The following is a 19,153-nucleotide window of genomic DNA, read 5'->3' on the forward strand; positions in this document are numbered from 1 at the left end:
CGCCGAGAATTGTGGATAGGCGTCGGCGACCGAACGTTTTGAACATCATGTTGAATGGGTAAGTGTCCGAGGATGTTACAGATCAGCGGGCAGTACTTGTGGGGGCCACTGCTTGCGACCGGTATTGCCGCGGGCTGATCCCGAACTCCGCCTTGAATGCGCGACTGAAGGCGGCCAGGTCGGTGAATCCCCAGCGGTGAGAAATCTGGGTCAGCGACCGCTCTACGCCGTGGCGTTGCACGATCTCACGACGGCAACCGTCGAGTCGACGGCTGCGAATCGAACGCGACACCGTTGTGCCGTGTTCGGCGAAGGCTCGGTGCAACTGGCGAATGGAGACTTTGACTGATCCCGCGATGTCCACCGGTGACAGGGCCGGGTCAGCGATGCGGGCGTCTATGGCCGACAGAGCGGATTCGTACAGGCCAGTTCGCCGGGAGACGATCGGACGCGCCGTTGCGTGGAGAACCGACTTGACCAGGCTGCCGATCTCGTTGACGACTTCCTCCTCGTCTCCGCTCGCGTCGGACGTCATGCGGACGGAGGCAAGATCGTGAAGAAAGCGACCCAGCAGGCCACTCAGGCCCGCGTGTCCGTCGAAGGCAATGGCTGTCAAGCTCGTGACCTCCGCGTCGCTGAGGGACAGGTATGACCGTGGCCAGGTGAACACCTCGAGTCCCCAGATGCCGTCGTGTGCGTGTCCCTCGATCTGCCAATCGAAGGGGCGCGTGGTGTCGTACAGGACGTAGTCGCCACGTCGTAGGACGCATTCGCGGTCGTCTTGCCGCACTACCGCGCTACCGCGGCGGATCATTCCGATTTGCAGATAGTCCGCACCGTCACTCTTGATCAGGCTGCTGCTACGGACTATTCGTTGTTCCATCGATTGAACTGCGGACACCCGAACGTGTGCGAGTTGGGCCGAGTGCACGGCCCCACTGAATCCATCGCCGTCTTCGATATCGGATACGTCGAGCGCGACAAAATGCTCACGCAATAAATCTGCCCAGTCGCCCGTGAGAGTCGTGCGTGTGGGCAGGGAGAAGCCGGATCGCGCGAGCATTGCAGGGCGCCTCCTCGCAGAAAAGCCGAAGTTCTCGGGTGCTCGATGTTCAGAGAGTAATCCCGCACATCGGACATGTCGATAGGAGTCGACATGTCATCACGTCGGGAGAAATTGTTTGCCATACAAACAACGCCGAGTTATTGTTTGTCATACAAACAAGTAGGAGTTCGTGATGGTCACCGAGTCAGTTCCCGCAGCGCGCGCGACGCGTGAGTCGGGCAAGCAGACGCGCATGGCACTGTTCAACGCTGCAACCGAGCTCTTCCTCGAACATGGCGACAGCGTGTCCATCGCGCAGATCTGCACCGCCGCCGGCGCCCATCCCAACCAGGTGACCTACTACTACGGCTCAAAAGAGAAGCTCTTCGTCGAGGTGGCGTGTGCAGCCGTTCTGCGCGCAGGCAAGCGTGCCGAGGTCGACGCCGCCGACGCCGACACCGTGGGTGACTACACCGAGAAGCTGGTCGGATCACTCCTCGGCTCGGGCGCTCCCAGTGTCGAACTGTTCGTGGAAGCGATGATGATGACGGGTCGCCGTGGTGAACTCCGCGATCTGATCTCCGAGACGCTTCGCACTCTGCATTCCTCGGGTGAAACAGCCCTCCTCCGTACCTTGATCCGCACCGGCTGGCAGCTGCGCGCGGGCATCGACGTCGAATCCAAGGCCTTCTGGTCTGCGATCTTCGGCCTCGTCATTCAGAAAACTGCCACCGGCGAGAGCTTCGGTTACTCCCTCGAGGAGGCGGTCGCCGTCATCTTCGCCACTCTCCAGATACCCGACGCCGTACTCAACAGCTCGATGGAATGAACTCTCTTCGAGCGTGATTCTCCGACAAGGACTTCGATGAACATCGTTCGCGTATTCGACAGCAACGTCACCAAGACCCCGGACAAACCCTTCCTGATATTCGACGGTCACGATCACACGTACTCCCAGGTTCAGGACGGAAGTCGACGCGCCGCAGGCTATTTGCAGTCGCTGGGCGTGCAGCCGGGCGACCGCGTCGCGCTGATGTGTTACAACACTCCGGGATTCGTGTACGCGATGCTCGGTGCCTGGCGCTTGGGCGCCGTCGTGGTCCCCATCAACCACAAGATGCAGACTCCGGAAGTTGCCTACGTGCTGGGACACGCGAAGGTGTCGGTGTGCGTCTTCGACGGTGAGTTGGCGCCGGTTGTCGGTCGACTGGAGACAACGGCCAAGCTGATCAGCACGGACTCTGTCGCAGACGGTTTCGACTTCTTCGACGACGCCATCACCCGCCAAGAGGGCGTTGACGGTATCGACATCGACGAGAACGATCCGGCTGAAATCCTCTACACCTCGGGGACCACCGGCTCGCCCAAGGGCTGCGTCCACAGCCACCGCAACGTCGTCGGTGTTGCCGTCACCGCGGCCCTCGCCGTGTCGACGACTCGGGACGAGCGCCTGCTCATGGCCGTCCCGATCTGGCACGCTTCCCCGCTCAACAACTGGTTCATGTCCACGCTCTACATGGGCGGAACCGTCGTGCTGCTGCGCGAGTACCATCCCGTCAAATTCCTGGAAACTGTTCAGGAACAACGTATTACCCTCTGCTTCGGCCCGCCGGTCATCTACACCACTGCACTCAACCTCGTGCCGAACTTTGCCGACTACAACCTCGGTAGCGTTCGTGCGTGGTTGTACGGCGGCGGACCGATCGGCGCGGATGTCGCTCGGCGACTGGTGGAGTCGTACGGCACCACCGAATTCCGGCAGGTCTACGGCATGACCGAGACCGGGCCGGTGGGCACTGTGCTGTACCCCGAGGAGCAGTTGAGCAAGGCGGGCTCGATCGGCCGCGTCGCGCTGGCCGGCGTCGACCTGCGCCTGGTTGCCGATGACGGCACCGACGCGGAGCCCGATCACATCGGTGAGATCTGGCTGCGCGCCGACACCGTCATGCAGGGGTACCTCGACGACCCCGCTGTCACGAAGGCTGCTTTTGCCGACGGAGGTTGGTATCGCACCGGCGATCTGGCGCGCAAGGATGCGGACGGTTACCTCTTCATCGTCGACCGCGCGAAGGACATGATCATCACGGGCGGTGAGAACGTCTACTCCAAGGAGGTCGAGGACGTGATCTCCGGCCACCCGGACGTCGTCGACGTCGCCGTTGTCGGAAAACCCAACGAAGAATGGGGCGAGACCGTCGTCGCACACGTCGTCTGGCGTGAACCGGATGTCATCAGCGCCGACGACATCAAGGACTACCTCTCGGACAAGTTGGCGCGCTACAAGATTCCGCGTGAAGTCGTGTTCGCGACCATTCTTCCGCGTACACCGACCGGCAAGATCCAGAAGCACCTCATCCGCGCAGCGAGCTGAAAGGCCTGTCATGACTGATATTTCCGAGAAGACCGTCACCCACCCGGCTCCGCATCGCACCCATGCAGTGCTCAACCAGTCGGTACCGCGCACGGACGTCAACGAGTTCCAGCTCGATACGGTCCTGGTCGAAGGCGTCGCGCGCCACGACGCCGATTGGGCCACAAGCGAACTCGCCGACATCGGTGAACTGGTTGGCAGTGCCGGGTTCCAGCACGACGCCGAGCTGGCCAACACGGTGATCCCCGAATTGAAGACTTTCGATCGTTGGGGAAACCGCATCGACGAGGTCGAATACCATCCGTCGTATCACCGGATCATCTCTGCTGCCGTAGCGCACGGTGCTCACACCTCTGCCTGGGCTGACCCCAAGCCGGGTGCCAACGTGGCTCGGGCCGCGGCATTCATGCTGTTCTCCCAGGTCGAACCGGGCCACGCGTGCCCGATCTCCATGACGCACGCCGTGATCCCCTCGCTCGAGCTGCAACCGGACGTGGCCGCCATCTGGACCCCGCGTGCCCTTTCTCGGAGCTACACCCCCGAGTTGGATGCTCCCGGAAAGGCATCCGCGATATTCGGAATGTCCATGACGGAAAAGCAGGGCGGCTCCGACGTGCGAGCCAACACGACCATCGCCAAGCCGGCCGGACGTGGCGGCCCGGGTGCGGACTACCTGCTCACCGGACACAAGTGGTTCTGCTCCGCGCCGATGTCCGACGCGTTCCTGGTTCTTGCTCAGGCCGAAGGTGCAGCCGGTGAGGGACTTTCCTGCTTCCTTCTCCCCCGCATCCTGCCCGACGGCACACGCAACATCTTCCGCATCCAGCGTCTGAAGAACAAGCTGGGGAACAAGTCCAACGCGTCGTCCGAGATCGAACTCGACGGCACCGTCGGCACCATGATCGGCGAACCGGGTCGTGGCGTGCGGACCATCATCGAAATGGTGTCCCAGACGCGACTCGACTGCATCCTCGGCAGCACGGCAGGTATGCGTCAGTCGGTCGCCGAAGCAGTGTGGCACGCACGGCACCGAAGCGCTTTCGGTGCCGTCCTTGCAGATCAGCCGGCGATGACGTCGGTGCTCGCCGATCTGGCTCTCGAATCCGAAGCCGCAACCATCACCGCACTGCGATTGGCTCGCGCGCAGGACGAGGACGCGGACGAGCAGGAAAAGGCGTTCCGCCGACTCGCGACGGCTGTTGCGAAGTACTGGATCTGCAAGCGCGGCCCGCACCACTCCTACGAGGCACTCGAATGCCTGGGCGGTAACGGTTACACCGAGGACTTCCCGCTTGCCCGTCGCTACCGTGAGCAGCCCGTCATGGCCGTGTGGGAGGGGTCGGGCAACGTCATCGCACTCGATGTCCTGCGCGCGATGACCCGTGAACCCGATTCCGTTGCCGCCTTCGACCACGAGGTCAACCTCGCTCGCGGCAACAACCCGGTCCTCGATCAGCACCTCGATCGGGTACGACGCCAACTCGGTGAGCTCGCCACGATGGCACCCGCCGACGCCCAGCTCCGCGCTCGGACCGTCGTCGAGGCAATGGCGTTGGCGCTGCAGGCTTCGCTCATGGTGCGCCACTCCCCGGCCGCCTCGCCCGATGCGTTCATTGCCGCTCGCCTCGGCGCCGACCGTGGTCACGAGTACGGAACTCTGCCTGTGGGAACAGATTTCGCGGGAATTCTCGCCAGAGCCTAAGGCTGCTCCCTCAGTACCCTGGTGACGGTGTGTACTGCCGGCGTCGGATTGTTCGGTCGCCATGCCATCGCGATTTTCAGCGTGGGCGTGGCCCCGGCGATCGGCAGGTACACGACCCCGTCCATGGACAGATGCGCCGTCGACTCCACGACGACGGCGATCCCGACCCCCGCTCCGACCATGGCCAACAGGCTGTACGGATCGGGGGCTTCGTGCGCGACGGTGGGCGTGAAACCTGCTGTGGTGCAGACGGACAACGTCGCATCGCGCACCACCGAGCCGTGCTCGGCGGGATACATCACGAATCGCTCGGTTGCCAGGTCTTCCGGTGACACCGAGTCCCTGGTACTGAGGTGATGCCTGGCGGGGACCGCGACCATCAAGGTTTCCTCGCGCACAGTGTGAGTCTCGAATCCGCGCGGAATGGGCAGGCCGACTATGCCCATGTCGAGTGTTCCGCGTCGGAGAGCGTCGAGCACCTCACCCGAGTACATCTGCGGCCGTAGGTCCAGTTCGATTCCCGGATGGGAGTCGGCCAGCGATCGTGTGAGGGCCGACAGCACCGTGTAGCCGCCCGTTCCGCCGAAACCCACCGTGACACGGCCTGTTTCCCCGGTCGACGCCGCTGATGCGATATCTCGTACGACGGCGATCTGCGCTTCGATGATTCGTGCGGGCGTGACCAAGGCTTCGCCGGCTGCGGTCAATTGCACTGATCTGGTGGTCCGGATAAACAGGTCGGTGCCGAGTTCGCGCTCGAGCGCCCGAATGGTCTGGCTGAGCGGGGACTGCCCGATGTGGAGTCGCTCGGCGGCCCGGCCGAAATGAAGTTCGTCGGCGACTGCGAGAAACGCGCGCAGCTGACGCAATTCCATGTCGCTCCTCCCGGGTTTCATTATGTGGTTCTTCCACATAAATGAGTCGAACTAAGTCTTGGACTCTACATGGATTTCGGACGATAGTGATTCACGCCTCACATTGCATCCCTTGGTGATGCCCGACGCGAGAATCAGGGAGAACCGTGGATCAACACCCAGGTCAAGACATCAATCCGCCTGAATACAACACCAAACAGGCACGCAAGGCCGGAATCACGGCGTTTGTCGGAACGACTATCGAGTGGTTCGACTTCTACATCTACGGAACCGCATCCGCCTTGGTGCTCGGCCCGCTGTTCTTCCCGGATGCGTCGCCGGCGGTGGGAACACTCGCAGCCTTCGCGACTTTTGCCGTGGGATTCGTGGCTCGTCCGGTCGGCGGAGTGGTGTTCGGTCATTTCGGAGACAAGTTCGGTCGCAAGAACGCCGTGATCATCACCCTCGCGCTCATGGGGTTGGGAACTGTCGGTGTCGGCCTCCTCCCTACGTACTCCCAGATCGGGATCTGGGCACCGATACTGCTTGTGGCACTGCGTGTTCTCCAGGGCATTGCCATGGGCGGCGAATGGGGTGGCGCCGTATTGATCGCCACCGAGTTCGCTCCCCCGAAGAAAAAGGTGCTCTACGGTGCGTTTGCGCAGCAGGGTTCACCGGTCGGCAACCTGCTCGCGACGCTGGCCTTCCTCGGCCTGACGTTGATGTCGGATTCCGTGTTCGAGTCGTGGGGTTGGCGTCTGCCGTTCCTCGGATCCGCAGCTTTGGTGATCGTCGCTCTCTACATCCGACTGCACATCTCCGAGACACCCGAGATGAAGAAGGCTGTTGCGGCACAGGAACGTACACGGATGCCGCTGGTCGAAGTGTTGCGTTCGCATCCCGTCGAACTTGCTCTCGGCGTCGGCGCTGTGGTTGCCGGTGTTGCCATCACGTACGTCAAGACAACCTTTGCGCTCTCCTGGGCGACAACGGATCTCGGCTTCGAGCGCAGTGACTTTCTCCTCGTGATCACCGTGGCACTGGTAGCCCAGGCGCTCGTACAGCCTTTCGGTGCTGTGCTGGCCACGCGGATCGATCCGTCGAAAGCGGTCCGTTGGATGCTGCTTCCGGAGATCGTGCTCCTACCACTGATGTTCGTGCTGGTTCAGACGGGCTCCGTGCCCTTGGCGATTCTGGGTATGGTCCTCGCGACGGCGCCTCACGCAATGTATTACGCCGCGTTGGCCGGCATCCTGGCGCAGGTTTTCCCCACCAATGTTCGGTATACCGGCATCTCTCTGTCGTACCAATTGTCGACAGCCGTATTTGCCGGAACGGCCCCGATGGTCAGCCAGTATCTGCTGACGCGAACCAACTCGATCTGGCCGGTCGTCGCTCTTGGGCTCGTGTATGTCGTTCTCTCCCTTGTCTGTATGACGGCACTGTTGCGCAGGAGTGCGCTGCACGCGCAAGGGCTGGAGTCGACGAGCTCCTCGAACATGACCGATGTTTCCACCCTGAAAGGCGTTGACCACTGATGAACTTTGCATACACCGACCCCGCTCTGACAGCGGTAGTGGACAGATGGACCGCCGGGGCGGACCGAGAGACGTTGAACGGATTGCTCGACCGACTGGGCCGAGATGCCGCCGGCCGTTTGTCCGAGCTTGCCGACATCGCAGACAAGAACCCGCCGGTGCTGCAGCAATTCGACAAGGCCGGTGACCGCGTCGACCGGATTTCCTATCACCCGGCCTACCTGGAACTGTGCCGGGCGGCGTACAACGAGTACGGCCTGTCCGCGATGTCGCACCGAAAAGGGTTGCACGGATGGGACTCCGTGCATCCGCCACTCGCGAAGTACCTCGCGTCGTACATCTTCGTGCAGGCCGAGTTCGGGCTGGCCTGCCCGGTTTCGATGACAGATGCTGCTGCGCGGACCCTGCGTATGTTCGGTGATCCGGCCGTGTTCTCGCCCTGGATCGACGCGTTGACGTCGACGGACCCCGAGCAGGCGAAGACGGGTGCGATGTTCATGACCGAGATTCAGGCAGGCACCGACATCGCCTGCACCGAAACACGCGCCGAGCGCGACGGTGACGGATGGGTTCTGACGGGCAAGAAGTGGTTCGCCTCCAACCCGGATGCCGATGTGATCATCACCCTCGCGAGATTCCCGGGCGGACAGGATGGTTCGACGCGTGGAGTTGGAATGTTCATGGTGCCCAAGACCGTGGGATCCGGCGAGCGCAACAACCTCACGATCGATCGTCTCAAGGACAAGCTGGGTACGCGTTCGATGCCGAGCGGCGAGGTGACGCTGAACCGCGCGCACGCACTCCAGGTCGGTGAACTCGATCGAGGGTTCCGCCAGATGGCGGAGATGGTCAACACGTCTCGCCTCTCCAATGCGATGCGTTCGAGCGCTCTCATGCGCCGAGCAGTCCGCGAAGCCGTCGAACATTCGAAGAGCCGAGTCGTGTTCGGTAAGAAGCTCTTCGACCAGCCGCTGATGCGGGCGACGCTTCTTCCCCTTGCACTCGATGCCGAAGCTTCGCTGGCACTGGTCGCGTACAGCGCGCAGTGTCTTCAGGCTGCAGACGGCGGAGACGATCAGGCGCGAGCACTGATCAGGGTGCTGACGCCGATCGCCAAACATTTTGTCTGTAAACGTGCGCGGGCGGTCACTGGTGAAGCTATGGAGGTGCGCGGTGGCAACGGTTACATCGAGGAATGGGTGAACGCGCGACTCGTGCGAGACGCCCATCTCGGCTCGATCTGGGAGGGCTCGAGCAATGTCATTGCGCTGGATGTACTTCGGTGCCTGCGCAAGTTCGGCTCACACCGCACCGTCGCGGCAGCGATGACGGATGTCCTGTCCACTGTCGGACCTGACTGTGACGCCGGGGCCGGAGTTCTGTTGCGGCGCTGGGAGGAACTGGCCGAGGAGGGAGATCGTCTGATCGCCGGATCTGACGATGCCGCCCAGGCCGTTAGTGCAAAGTATGCCGACGAGTTGGCTCGTACCGTCATGGCGACCCTGCTCTTCGACCTTGCGGATCACGGCATCCGAGAAGGTAACGGGTACCGGTCACTGCTGGTGGCGAACTCCTACCTGGCAGGTCTTGCCGGGAAGGTGCCGTCGGCTGCGCTCGGTAATCTCGACGTGATTACCGATGGCGGCGACGTGGAGTTGGATGACGCACGCGAGGTCGTCGCCGAGTTCCTCTCTGTGGCAGGAGTTCACCGGTGAATTCTTCCCAAGGCCCCGCTCCTCTCGCCGGTGTCCGCGTTCTCGATCTGTCGAAGATCCTTGCCGGACCGTACGCAACTATGTCGCTTGCCGATCTCGGGGCGGACGTCACCAAGATCGAGCACCCCGAGGGCGGCGACCCAACACGTTCGTGGGGGCCTCCCTTCGTCGGTGTCGATGCCGCCTACTATCTCGCGATCAACCGCGGCAAGAAGTCGGTGACGATCGATCTCAAGTCTGCCGAAGGACAGGAGATCATCCACCGCATGCTCGAAGAGACCGATGTGGTCGTGGAGAACTTCAAGCCGGGCAGTGGATTACAGAAGATCTTCGACTACCAGGCACTGTCCGAGCGATACCCACATCTGATCACCCTGCACATCTCTGCCTTCGGTGAAGAAGGGCCGTTGCGCGACGAACCGGGGTACGACATGATCGCGCAAGCCGCGGGTGGGCTCATGTCGCTCACCGGTGAACCGGGTGGCGCTCCGATGAAGTCCGGATTTGCGTTGGGGGACTTGGGTGCAGCGCTGTTCGGACTGGTCGGGGTGCTGGCTGCATTGGTCGAGCGGGGCCGGACCGGACGCGGACAGTACGTGACCACGTCGCTGTACGAGTGCCAACTCGCGATGCACGTGAACTGGGCGACCAGTTACTTCGCCACCGGTGAGCGCCCGACTGCGTTGGGCTCCGGCCATCCGAATCTTGCTCCGTATCAAGCATTTCCTGCCAGCGACGGGTACTTCGTCATCGCTGTCGGCAACGACGGGATGTGGACGTCGCTGTGCGAGGCAATCGGAAGGAGTGAACTGGTCACCGATCCGCGTTTCGTCCACAACCGCGACAGAGTGGAGAACCGCGAGAGTCTGGAACGAGAACTCACCAGCGCCTTCGCATCGGAGACCGTCGAACACTGGTGCGCTCTTCTCGCCGAACGCGCCGTACCGGTCTCACCGATCCGGCATCTCGACGAGATCTACTCCGATCCCCACACTGCCGCGCTCGGCATGGTCGGAACCGTCGACCATCCGACGCTCGGACCGCTGAAGCAAGTGGCCTTTCCGGTCAACTTCTCCGGCCAGAGGCCACGTCTGACGTCGGCGCCGCCCGTTCTCGGCGCCGACAACGACGAAGTCCTTGGTACCGCTCAGGCCAGCCCGCTCAACGCAGGCGGTGTGTTGTCGTCGCGCCAAGCGATGGCCTCGGCAAGCGTCGTGAGGTCGTAGTCCGGTCCGCTGACGCCGACGGTGAAGAGCGAGACACCGTCGGCGACCAGGTCAGCAGCATTCTCGAGCCCAGGCCACGGAACCGAGTGCTCTACTTCCAGCGGGTTCCGGCCTACGTCGGCGCAATGGTCGGAGAGGATGCCTGACTTGCGCAGGTGTGTCTCGCGGTCACCGAAGCTGTGCCAGACGTCGGCGTACTCGGCGACCAGGCGCAGGGTCTTCTTCTCGCCGCCACCGCCGATGAGGACCGGGATGTTGCGCGTCGGCGGCGGGTTGCCCTTCGCCAGGCGGCCCGTGATGCGGGGGAGGTATTCGCCCAGCAGTTTCAGCCGTGAACCGGGAGTGCCGAAGTCGTATCCGAACTGGTCGTAGTCCTTCTCGAACCAGCCGGCACCGATGCCGAGGATCAGGCGCCCACCGCTGATGTGGTCGACGGTTCGCGCCATGTCGGCGAGCAGATCCGGATTGCGGTAGCCACCACCGGTGACCAGGGCGCCGATTTCGACGCGTTCGGTCTGCTCGGCCCAGGCGCCGAGCATGGTCCAGCATTCGAAGTGGGCGCCGTCGGGATCGCCGGTCAACGGGTAGAAGTGGTCCCAGTTGAAGACGATGTCCACCCCGGCGTCCTCGGACCGCAAGACGGCGTCGCGTATCAACCCGTAATCGGGTGCGTGCTGGGGTTGGAGTTGAACACCGATGCGTACCGGACGAGTCATGCCACGCTCCTGACGAGAGGAATGGTTGTCTTCTCCCATCATGGCCGGGTGTGCGCGGTACCGCTACCGCCGCCGTCGGTGACGGGTATGCCCGCTCTTGTACCCACCCCTTTTCGAGCGAACGGTACTTTCGGCGCCTTAGATCGACTGAACGTGCCGTTCGCTCAAAAAAGGGGGGCAGGCAAAAAGGGGGGCGGGCAGAAACAGGGGGCGGGCAAAAACAGGGGGCGGGTAAAAACAGGGGCGGGCAAAAACAGGGGGCAGGCAAAAACAGGGGTGGTCTGCCCACAGCAGACAGGCGGGGCCGCGGCACTGCCGCGCCGGTAGGAATGGATTCATGACTACTGAAGCGCCGACCGATACCGGCTACCGTGACCTGTTGACAGACAGGCTCTTCCGACAGCGAACCATTCTGCTCACCGGCGAGGTCAACGACGCCATGGCCGAACGTGTGTGTTCGGAACTGGTGCTCCTCGCCACCACCGACCCCAAGCGCGACATCGTGCTCTACATCAATTCACCCGGCGGATCGGTGTTTGCCGGCCTGGCCATCTACGACACGATGAAGCTCATCCCCAACGACGTCGTGACGGTCGCGATGGGCTTCGCCGCCAGCATGGGCCAGGTGCTTCTCTGCTCCGGCACCCACGGCAAGCGAATCAGCCTGGCGCACAGCCGCATCATGATGCACCAACCTTCGGCAGGTATCGGTGGCACTGCGGTGGACATTGCGATCCAGGCCGAGAGCCTCGAGCTGATGAAGCGTCAATCGCAGGAAATCCTCGCCGCCGAAACAGGCCGGACCGTCGAAGAGATCGAGACCGACAGCGATCGGGATCGCTGGTTCACCGCCGAGCAGGCGCGTGAGTACGGAATCGTCGACCGCGTCGTGACGTCCTTCGCCGAGATCGCACCGCAAGCCACCTTCCCCAAGATCGGATTGTGACGTCATGTCCCAGTACACGATTCCCAGTGTCATCGAGCGAACACCAACGGGTGAGCGATCTTTCGACATCTTCAGCAGGCTGCTCAACGAACGCATCGTCTTTCTCGGCACAGAGATCGACGACGGCGTCGCCAACGTCGTGATGGCTCAGATGCTGCATCTGCAAGCCGACAACCCGGATCGCGAAATCGGTTTGTACATCAACTCTCCCGGCGGTTCCACCACGGCGATGCTCGCGATCTACGACACCATGCAGTTCTTGAAACCGACGATTTCGACGTACTGCATGGGTCAAGCGGCTTCGGCTGCTGCAGTGCTTCTGGCCGCAGGTACTCCGGGCCATCGGCATGTTCTTGCCCATTCGCGGGTGCTGCTGCATCAACCGTCGACGCAAGGTAGCGGCACCATCTCGGACCTCGCGCTTCAAGCAGCCGAGATCCTGAGAATCCGGGAGCAGACCGAGGCGATTCTGAGTAAGCACACCGGTCAGAGCGTCGAGCGGCTCCGTAAGGACACCGATCGCGACAGGATCTTCACTGCCGACGACGCTATCTCCTACGGACTGGCTGACACCCTCATCGAAGGGAACTGATCAGGCTGCCATCAGGACGGGACCGGAGATCGGGGCGGGAGAATGTCCGAAGGTGAGGGAGTTGAGCGCAACGATCCTGTTGCCCGCTCGGAACAGCAGGTGCTCGAGCGGCATCCCGAGCGCTTCGCAGATGGCGCGCAGAATTTCCGACGACGGTTCCTTCTTGCCCCGTTCGATCTCGGAGAGGTACTGCTTCGACATCCCGACCTTTGCGGCTACGTCGTCGAGAGTTCGGTCCTGATCGCGTCTGACCTCCCGCAGCACTCGTCCGTAGGCTTCACGAATCAGCGGGGGTTTGCGCACGGCGACAGCCGGATCGGGGAGTTCCGACTCACCCTTGACCAGGACCAGTCTGCGCGGCGCATCCATAGGCCGAGTATTCCAGCCGACCGGTTCGCACACCACCCGGTTCACCGAGGGCTGACATCTAGTCCGTTCGAACACCACCAGCAAGAAACATCGCTCGAAGAACGAAGGTCGCCTCGGGTCCGATGATCTCACCGACCAGGCTCGTATAGCGGTCGACGAACTCGGGCCCGTGGGAGGCCTCGTCGGAAGTGGGGTCGCCGAGGTGGTGCGCAAGTTCGTGCAAGACAACGAATTCGCGTAGCGCCCACCGGCCGTCACGGTCGTCCGGGACGGCGATGACGTCGTTCGAGTAGTGAGCGGCGGCATTGCCGGCGCGGGAGCGTACGGACACCGGAATGGTTGCGCGAGGCCAGGTCGCGAGTACCCAGTTCAGCCCGAGTAGCTGATCGCAGTACGCCTGGACCGACTCCACGGAACCGAATTTGCGCTCGACCGGCAACGTGATGGTGGAACCCATGACCTCGACGCTCCGAAGTCCGCGCTCGTCGGCGCGATCGAACATGGTGCGCACCAACGTCTCTGCCTCGTAGACGGCGCTCCGCTGCGTATCCCTCACGAGTCGAGCTGCCCGCGCACCCCGCCGATCTCCGGCAGGTTTCCCAGACGTGCGGAGCGCGCCGCCCGATCACCCGCTCGTCGAGCATGCGAGGAGTGCCCGGCACTCGTGCGACCACCGCCCCGCCACGTCCCACGTGCCTGGGAGTTGGACGAGTAGTAGTCCTTGAGCTCGATTTCCTTGTTGCGCAGCACGAGTGCGGTTTCCGAAGACGACGTGGCAGATTCTGCGATCGCCGCCTTCTCCGTCTCCTGCTTCGTCTCGGCCAACCGAGCGCCGATGCGGGACGCGTACGCCATCTGGAAGTTCAGGCGCGCCGTCACTCCGGCCACCGGCTTGCGGACCTGCGTGTTGACGCGTCGTCGTCCACGAGTTTCGACGACGGTCCGCACGGATGTTTCGCCGCGGTACGCCCCGGAGCGCACGTACGCGTCGGAGTCACGGACCATCTGGAAGAGCAGGCTCGAGTACAGCGCTTCGCACACGTCGATGTCACCGGCGAAGCCGTAGGCGTAGATGACGGCCGACGTCTGCGCGATGTCGCACTGTACGTCGTTGGCAGCGGCGATCGCGATGAACAACTGGGCGTACGTTCGCAGCCCGCGCTTGCCCGGTTCGCCGATGGTGATGAGCCGCTGAGTGGGTGTCGCACGTTTTTCCGAGGACGCGGTGTGCGCCCGCGCGACCGCCAGGTCGATCGCGGAACCGGTGGCCAACCGCTGCGCGGCGGCCATGAAGGCTTCACCTTCGTGTGGATTGTCGGTGGACTCCGCTTGGCGAAGCAGCGCACCGATGCGGGTCAGCATCTTCTCCGAACTCACCGTGAAAGACTACGCTCGCGCGCCGACACGGACGTTTATGCTGCTAGCGCACACGCTCACCCTCAACTTGGATCGTCCGGCACGTTCCTGCCGGTAGAAGGGATCAACCCCGTCATGGCTTCAGTGACTTTCGAGAGCACCACCTGCCTGTTCCCCGGATCGAACACCCCGGCAGTGGACAAGCTCGACCTCGAGATCGAGGACGGCGAGTTCCTCGTCCTCGTCGGACCCTCCGGCTGCGGAAAGTCGACCACCCTGCGCATGCTCGCCGGGCTCGAAGACGTCCACAGCGGGCGCATCCTCATCGGCGACCGCGACGTCACCGGTCAGGAACCGAAAGAGCGCGACATCGCGATGGTCTTCCAGAACTACGCGCTGTACCCGCACATGTCGGTGGCCGAGAACATGGGTTTTGCGCTCAAGCTCGCCGGAACCAACAAGACGGAGATCCGCGCCCGCGTCGAAGAGGTCGCGAAGATGCTCGATCTCGAGCCGTACCTCGACCGCAAGCCCAAGGCGCTGTCCGGTGGCCAGCGTCAGCGAGTGGCGATGGGCCGCGCCATCGTCCGCCAGCCGCAGGTCTTCCTCATGGACGAGCCCCTCTCGAACCTCGACGCGAAACTCCGTGTTCAGACACGCACGCAGATCGCTCAGCTGCAACGACGCCTCGCGACGACGATGGTCTACGTGACCCACGACCAGGTCGAGGCCATGACGATGGGTGACCGCGTCGCAGTCCTCGAAAAGGGAATCCTGCAGCAGTGCGCCTCGCCGCGCGAGCTCTACAACAAGCCGAAGAACGTCTTCGTCGCCGGCTTCATGGGTTCACCCGCGATGAACCTGTTCACCCTCCCCGTCGTCGACGGCGGCGTCGCATTCGGTGACGGGATCGTTCCGGTTCCGCGCGAGACGATGAACGGTGTCGTCGAAACCGAGGTTGTTCTGGGTATTCGCCCCGAGCACCTCGAGATCGCCGCCGAAGGCCTGCCGATGGAGGTCGACGTCGTCGAGGAACTCGGTTCCGACGCCTACGTCTACGGACGCACCACGATCGGCGGACGGTTGCAGCAGATCGTTTCGCGTGGTGACTGGCGCAACCCGCCGCAGAAGGGCGAGCGAGTCAACCTGCGCGTCGACCCTGAGAAGGTGCACATTTTTGCCACCACCGACGGGCGTCGCCTGGGTTAGGCGGACCTGTCAAACGACACATGACCGATTCAGGTTCGGCGTAATACCCACAAGTAGGGGTGTCTCGTGCCACAGTAGGGGCCGATGCCGGGAGCCGGCACCCATGGCGCATGCCGTGAGCCGGCTCTCGGTGACCGTCTATTTGTCATACACATACGGGGAGCGAATCCATGGTTCTGAACTCGAAGGCGATGCGCCGCGCTGCAATTGCAGCCACGGCAGCGTCCATGCTGGTACTGGCAGGCTGCTCGTCCGATTCGGACAAGGACAGCGGAACCAGCACCACGGCCGCATCCGGGGGATCGTCCTCGAGCGAAGGCCGCGGACCCATCACGATCGTCGAGGGGCAGGATGCCCTGAACGAGGCGCTCGAAAACATCATCACCGACTGGAATGCGGAGCATCCGGACGAGAAGGTCACGCTCAAGCCGCTGGCCAAGGAAGCCAACGCGCAGGTCGACGACATCACCCAGCGCATGCAGGCCAAGAGCGACGAGTACGACCTCATCGGCGTCGACGTCGTCAACACCGCTCAGTTCGCCGCAAACGGCTGGCTGCTGCCGCTCGAGGGTGACCTCGCGATCGACGAGTCCGGCCTCCTGCCGTCGACCGTCGCTTCGGGCACCTACAACGGCAAGCTCTACGCAGCGCCGAAGAACACCAACGCCGCGTTCCTGTACTACCGCAAGGACCTCGTCGAGAAGGCTCCCACCACGTGGGCCGAGCTCAAGGAAAACTGCCCGAAGGCTGTCGAAGCCGGCATCTCCTGCTACATCGGTCAGTTCAAGAACTACGAGGGCCTGACGGTCAACACCACCGAGATCACCAACGCTTTCGACGGCCCGTGGGTCGGCCCGGACGGACTCACCCCGGCCATCGACGACAAGACGAAGGCAGGCGTTCAGTCGATCGTCGACAACTTCGCCGACAACACCATCCCGCAGGAAGCACTGACCTACTCCGAGGGCGAGTCGCAGACCGCGTTCGGTGACGGCAAGGCACTCTTCATGCGCACGTGGTCCGGCTTCTCGGTCGACGGTGAGAAGACCTCGGTTGCCGGCAAGTACGGCTACACCGTTCTTCCGGGTGTCGACGGACCGGGCGCTTCGACCGTCGGCGGCTACAACGTCGGCATCAGCGCGTACTCCGACGCGCCGGCAACGGCTCGTGACTTCCTCGAGTTCATGCAGACCAAGAAGTCGCAGACGTACTTCACCGAGGTCGGCGGCGCACCCGTCCTCTCGGCTGTCTACGACGACCCGGCAGTGCTCGCCCAGTTCCCGTACTTCGCGACCCTGAAGGAAGCACTCGCTACCGCTCAGCCGCGCCCCGTCACGCCGTACTACACGCAGGTGTCGAAGTCGATCTCCGACAACACCTACGCTGCTATTCGCGGCGAGAAGACCGTCGAGCAGGCTTTGGCGGACACCAAGGCCGGCATCGAAACCGCCGGTAACTGATCTACCAGGAGCAATAAGCAATGGCAGAACCGCAGGATCCTTCCGCGGCTGTGCCTACCAACCCCACGGTCGGGGCCGGTTCAACCGGTCCCGACCGTTCGGGCGTTGGTGGGAGACACCGTGCACCGGAACCGCTAGAAGAGCCGTCGGCATCCGAGGCAGCAGGGACATCCCTGACCAAGGTTCTGCCTGACCTTGCAGCTACTCCACCCCCACCGACCTCGCCCCCGCCCCCGCCTGCGTCGGCCGACAAGCCGAAGAAGCGTCGACGAGTTCCGGTGTGGGCGTTCGTCGCACCGTCGCTGATCGTTCTCGCCGTCATCATTCTGTATCCGCTCGGACGAGCGATCTGGATGTCGATGCACAGCGACGGCAAGAAGCTCGACCCCGAGACCGGCATGTTCGTCACCGGTCAGTTCACGTGGTTCGAGAACTACAAGAACTGGATCACCCAGTCCTGCAACACCGCCAACGGCTCGATTCCCTGCCCGCCCGGCACGCTCGGATCGCAGTTCTGGCAGTCGATCGGAAATACGTTCGGCTTCACCGTCGTCACCGTTCTGCTCGAGACGGTGATCGGTCTGTCGATGGCGCTGATCATGGCCAAGACGTTCCGCGGCCGCGGTTTGCTCCGCGCCTCCGTGCTGATTCCCTGGGCCATCCCCACCGCCGTCACCGCTAAGCTCTGGTTCTTCATCTTCGCCAACGACGGCATTGCCAACAAGATCCTCGGCACCAACATCCTGTGGACGGCGGATCCCTGGCCGGCACGATTCGCGATCGTCGTCGCCGACGTCTGGAAGACCGCGCCGTTCATGGCGTTGCTGATTCTCGCGGGTCTGCAGATGATTCCCGCCGACGTCTACGAGGCCGCCAAGGTCGACGGCGCGACGGCCTGGCAGCGATTCCGCATGATCACGCTTCCGCTGGTCAAGCCCGCACTCATGGTGGCGGTGCTCTTCCGCACGATGGACGCGCTGCGCATGTACGACCTGCCCGCGATCATGATGGGATCCAATCCCGCCACCTCCACCATCTCGGTTCTGGTGGTCGATCAGATGCGCGTCGGCGCCAATTCGGCGTCGGCCCTGTCCACCATCACGTTCCTCATCATCTTCGCTGTGGCCTTCATCCTGGTCCGATTCCTCGGAGCCAATGCGGTCAGCACGCAGGAAAAGCAGCGGAAGGGGGAGCCGGTATGAACAAGGCACTACGCGGCAAGATCGGCACCTACATCGGCGTCGTACTGATCATCGTGTGGGGACTCGCTCCCTGCTACTGGATGATCGTGACGGCGTTGCGCGACCCGGCGGACACGTTCTCGACGTCGCTGTGGCCCACCAATCTCACGCTGTCCAACTTCACCGCGGCGCTCGATCCCGACGCGAAGGTGAACTTCACCCGGGCACTGATGAACAGCCTCATCATCGCGGGTGCGACCACGCTGATCGCCTTGGTCATCGGTGTGTTCACGGCGTACGCGCTCTCGCGATTCGATTTCCGTGGCAAATACTTCGTCACCGGAATCATCCTCGGCGCGTCCATGTTTCCGGTCGTCGCCCTCGTGACCCCGCTGTTCCAGTTGTTCACCGACATCGGCTGGATCGGCAGCTACAAAGCGCTGATCATCCCGAACATCTCGTTCGTGCTGCCGCTGACGGTCTACACGCTGACGTCGTTCTTCTCCGAACTTCCGTGGGAGCTCGAAGAAGCGGCGCGTATCGACGGCGCCACCCGTGGCCAGGCCTTCCGTCTGATCATGCTGCCGCTCGCCGCGCCGGCACTGTTCACCACCGCGATTTTGGCTTTCATCGCAACGGTCAACGAGTACCTGCTTTCGCTGCAACTCTCGAGTGACAAAACCGCGCCCGTCACGGTGGCGATGGCCAAATTCTCCGGAACCGACCCATTCGTCACGCCGTACACCTCGATCATGGCCGGCGGAACCCTTGTGATGATCCCGCTGGTCATCATGGTTCTCATCTTCCAGCGACGCATCATCGCCGGTCTGACCGCAGGCGGCGTCAAGTCGTGATGCGCGCCTGCGCGCGGTT

At 63.0% G+C, this 19,153-nt stretch carries 18 protein-coding genes; 12 read left to right on the forward strand and 6 right to left on the reverse strand.

Annotated features, from left to right (window positions below; genetic code table 11):
• Positions 1–82 precede the first annotated feature (82 nt).
• Entirely contained in the window at positions 83–1,063 is a 981-nt protein-coding gene (locus H351_RS03475; protein WP_021346131.1) for a helix-turn-helix domain-containing protein, read from the reverse strand.
• 175 nt (positions 1,064–1,238) lie between these two features.
• On the opposite strand from H351_RS03475, the gene H351_RS03480 reads away from it, so the two are divergent.
• The 3 genes from H351_RS03480 to H351_RS03490 are packed head-to-tail and all read left to right on the forward strand — an operon-like array spanning position 1,239 to position 5,118.
• Positions 1,239–1,874: a TetR/AcrR family transcriptional regulator C-terminal domain-containing protein gene (locus H351_RS03480; protein ID WP_007735239.1), complete on the forward strand. Its 636-nt coding sequence runs from the start codon at positions 1,239–1,241 to the stop codon at positions 1,872–1,874.
• Between the two features lie 36 nt (positions 1,875–1,910).
• Positions 1,911–3,416, forward strand: coding sequence for a class I adenylate-forming enzyme family protein (locus H351_RS03485; RefSeq protein WP_029256766.1), 1,506 nt, complete (start codon positions 1,911–1,913; stop codon positions 3,414–3,416).
• 10 nt (positions 3,417–3,426) lie between these two features.
• Positions 3,427–5,118 (forward strand): acyl-CoA dehydrogenase family protein, encoded by a 1,692-nt coding sequence (locus H351_RS03490; RefSeq protein ID WP_029256765.1) that lies wholly within the window; start codon positions 3,427–3,429, stop codon positions 5,116–5,118.
• Here H351_RS03490 and H351_RS03495 read toward each other — a convergent pair.
• On the reverse strand, positions 5,115–5,993 hold the full coding sequence (locus tag H351_RS03495) for a LysR family transcriptional regulator (RefSeq protein ID WP_029256764.1): 879 nt from the start codon (positions 5,991–5,993) through the stop codon (positions 5,115–5,117). The two genes, H351_RS03490 and H351_RS03495, sit on opposite strands and share 4 nt — an antisense overlap.
• Before the next feature lie 146 nt (positions 5,994–6,139).
• Here H351_RS03495 and H351_RS03500 point away from each other — a divergent pair, with 146 nt between their 5' ends.
• From H351_RS03500 to H351_RS03510, 3 genes are read left to right on the forward strand one after another with little or no spacing between them, the layout of a single operon-like run.
• Positions 6,140–7,510: an MFS transporter gene (locus H351_RS03500; protein WP_029256763.1), complete on the forward strand. Its 1,371-nt coding sequence runs from the start codon at positions 6,140–6,142 to the stop codon at positions 7,508–7,510.
• The gene (locus H351_RS03505) at positions 7,510–9,225 is read left to right on the forward strand and encodes an acyl-CoA dehydrogenase family protein (protein ID WP_029256762.1); all 1,716 of its coding nucleotides are present in this window, start codon (positions 7,510–7,512) and stop codon (positions 9,223–9,225) included. The genes H351_RS03500 and H351_RS03505 overlap by 1 nt, the downstream gene beginning before the upstream one ends.
• A complete protein-coding gene (locus H351_RS03510; protein ID WP_029256761.1) occupies positions 9,222–10,451 on the forward strand; it encodes a CaiB/BaiF CoA transferase family protein in 1,230 nt (409 codons plus the stop codon). The genes H351_RS03505 and H351_RS03510 overlap by 4 nt, the downstream gene beginning before the upstream one ends.
• On the opposite strand, the gene H351_RS03515 is transcribed toward H351_RS03510, so the two are convergent.
• Complete coding sequence (locus H351_RS03515) at positions 10,373–11,167, reverse strand: LLM class F420-dependent oxidoreductase (protein WP_020971420.1); 795 nt, start codon at positions 11,165–11,167, stop codon at positions 10,373–10,375. The genes H351_RS03510 and H351_RS03515 overlap by 79 nt on opposite strands.
• A 337-nt stretch (positions 11,168–11,504) precedes the next feature.
• Here H351_RS03515 and H351_RS03520 point away from each other — a divergent pair, with 337 nt between their 5' ends.
• Positions 11,505–12,113, forward strand: coding sequence for a ClpP family protease (locus H351_RS03520; protein WP_020909763.1), 609 nt, complete (start codon positions 11,505–11,507; stop codon positions 12,111–12,113).
• A 4-nt stretch (positions 12,114–12,117) separates the two neighbouring features.
• The gene (locus H351_RS03525) at positions 12,118–12,705 is read left to right on the forward strand and encodes an ATP-dependent Clp protease proteolytic subunit (RefSeq protein ID WP_003945993.1); all 588 of its coding nucleotides are present in this window, start codon (positions 12,118–12,120) and stop codon (positions 12,703–12,705) included.
• On the opposite strand, the gene H351_RS03530 is transcribed toward H351_RS03525, so the two are convergent.
• From H351_RS03530 to H351_RS03540, 3 genes are read right to left on the reverse strand one after another with little or no spacing between them, the layout of a single operon-like run.
• On the reverse strand, positions 12,706–13,074 hold the full coding sequence (locus H351_RS03530) for a helix-turn-helix domain-containing protein (RefSeq protein ID WP_003946041.1): 369 nt from the start codon (positions 13,072–13,074) through the stop codon (positions 12,706–12,708).
• Between the two features lie 58 nt (positions 13,075–13,132).
• The gene (locus tag H351_RS03535; RefSeq protein ID WP_019746117.1) at positions 13,133–13,630 is read right to left on the reverse strand and encodes a TIGR04338 family metallohydrolase; all 498 of its coding nucleotides are present in this window, start codon (positions 13,628–13,630) and stop codon (positions 13,133–13,135) included.
• Positions 13,627–14,451, reverse strand: coding sequence for a DUF2786 domain-containing protein (locus H351_RS03540; protein WP_029256760.1), 825 nt, complete (start codon positions 14,449–14,451; stop codon positions 13,627–13,629). The genes H351_RS03535 and H351_RS03540 overlap by 4 nt, the downstream gene beginning before the upstream one ends.
• 114 nt (positions 14,452–14,565) lie before the next feature.
• Between H351_RS03540 and H351_RS03545 the strand changes: the two genes are divergently transcribed.
• The 4 genes from H351_RS03545 to H351_RS03560 all read left to right on the forward strand — a co-directional run bounded on the left by H351_RS03545 (position 14,566) and on the right by H351_RS03560 (position 19,134).
• Entirely contained in the window at positions 14,566–15,639 is a 1,074-nt protein-coding gene (locus H351_RS03545) for an ABC transporter ATP-binding protein (RefSeq protein WP_003946073.1), read from the forward strand.
• Between the two features lie 170 nt (positions 15,640–15,809).
• Positions 15,810–17,099 (forward strand): ABC transporter substrate-binding protein, encoded by a 1,290-nt coding sequence (locus H351_RS03550; RefSeq protein WP_003946022.1) that lies wholly within the window; start codon positions 15,810–15,812, stop codon positions 17,097–17,099.
• A 20-nt stretch (positions 17,100–17,119) separates the two neighbouring features.
• Positions 17,120–18,301 (forward strand): carbohydrate ABC transporter permease, encoded by a 1,182-nt coding sequence (locus tag H351_RS03555; RefSeq protein ID WP_029256759.1) that lies wholly within the window; start codon positions 17,120–17,122, stop codon positions 18,299–18,301.
• The gene (locus H351_RS03560; RefSeq protein ID WP_019746113.1) at positions 18,298–19,134 is read left to right on the forward strand and encodes a carbohydrate ABC transporter permease; all 837 of its coding nucleotides are present in this window, start codon (positions 18,298–18,300) and stop codon (positions 19,132–19,134) included. Before H351_RS03555 ends, H351_RS03560 begins: the two co-directional genes overlap by 4 nt.
• Positions 19,135–19,153: the final 19 nt, after the last annotated feature.

This window comes from Rhodococcus erythropolis R138, from assembly GCF_000696675.2.
In the GTDB taxonomy this organism is placed as follows: Bacteria; Actinomycetota; Actinomycetes; order Mycobacteriales; family Mycobacteriaceae; genus Rhodococcus_F; species Rhodococcus_F erythropolis.

Coding starts and splice junctions, on each gene's coding strand:
- H351_RS03530 (WP_003946041.1), bottom strand. CDS start 13,074: ATGGATGCGCCGCGCAGACTGGTCCTGGTCAAGGGTGAGTCGGAACTC.
- H351_RS03515 (WP_020971420.1), bottom strand. CDS start 11,167: ATGACTCGTCCGGTACGCATCGGTGTTCAACTCCAACCCCAGCACGCA.
- H351_RS03490 (WP_029256765.1), top strand. CDS start 3,427: ATGACTGATATTTCCGAGAAGACCGTCACCCACCCGGCTCCGCATCGC.
- H351_RS03505 (WP_029256762.1), top strand. CDS start 7,510: ATGAACTTTGCATACACCGACCCCGCTCTGACAGCGGTAGTGGACAGA.
- H351_RS03560 (WP_019746113.1), top strand. CDS start 18,298: ATGAACAAGGCACTACGCGGCAAGATCGGCACCTACATCGGCGTCGTA.
- H351_RS03555 (WP_029256759.1), top strand. CDS start 17,120: ATGGCAGAACCGCAGGATCCTTCCGCGGCTGTGCCTACCAACCCCACG.
- H351_RS03520 (WP_020909763.1), top strand. CDS start 11,505: ATGACTACTGAAGCGCCGACCGATACCGGCTACCGTGACCTGTTGACA.
- H351_RS03480 (WP_007735239.1), top strand. CDS start 1,239: ATGGTCACCGAGTCAGTTCCCGCAGCGCGCGCGACGCGTGAGTCGGGC.
- H351_RS03550 (WP_003946022.1), top strand. CDS start 15,810: ATGGTTCTGAACTCGAAGGCGATGCGCCGCGCTGCAATTGCAGCCACG.
- H351_RS03475 (WP_021346131.1), bottom strand. CDS start 1,063: ATGCTCGCGCGATCCGGCTTCTCCCTGCCCACACGCACGACTCTCACG.
- H351_RS03485 (WP_029256766.1), top strand. CDS start 1,911: ATGAACATCGTTCGCGTATTCGACAGCAACGTCACCAAGACCCCGGAC.
- H351_RS03495 (WP_029256764.1), bottom strand. CDS start 5,993: ATGGAATTGCGTCAGCTGCGCGCGTTTCTCGCAGTCGCCGACGAACTT.
- H351_RS03545 (WP_003946073.1), top strand. CDS start 14,566: ATGGCTTCAGTGACTTTCGAGAGCACCACCTGCCTGTTCCCCGGATCG.
- H351_RS03525 (WP_003945993.1), top strand. CDS start 12,118: ATGTCCCAGTACACGATTCCCAGTGTCATCGAGCGAACACCAACGGGT.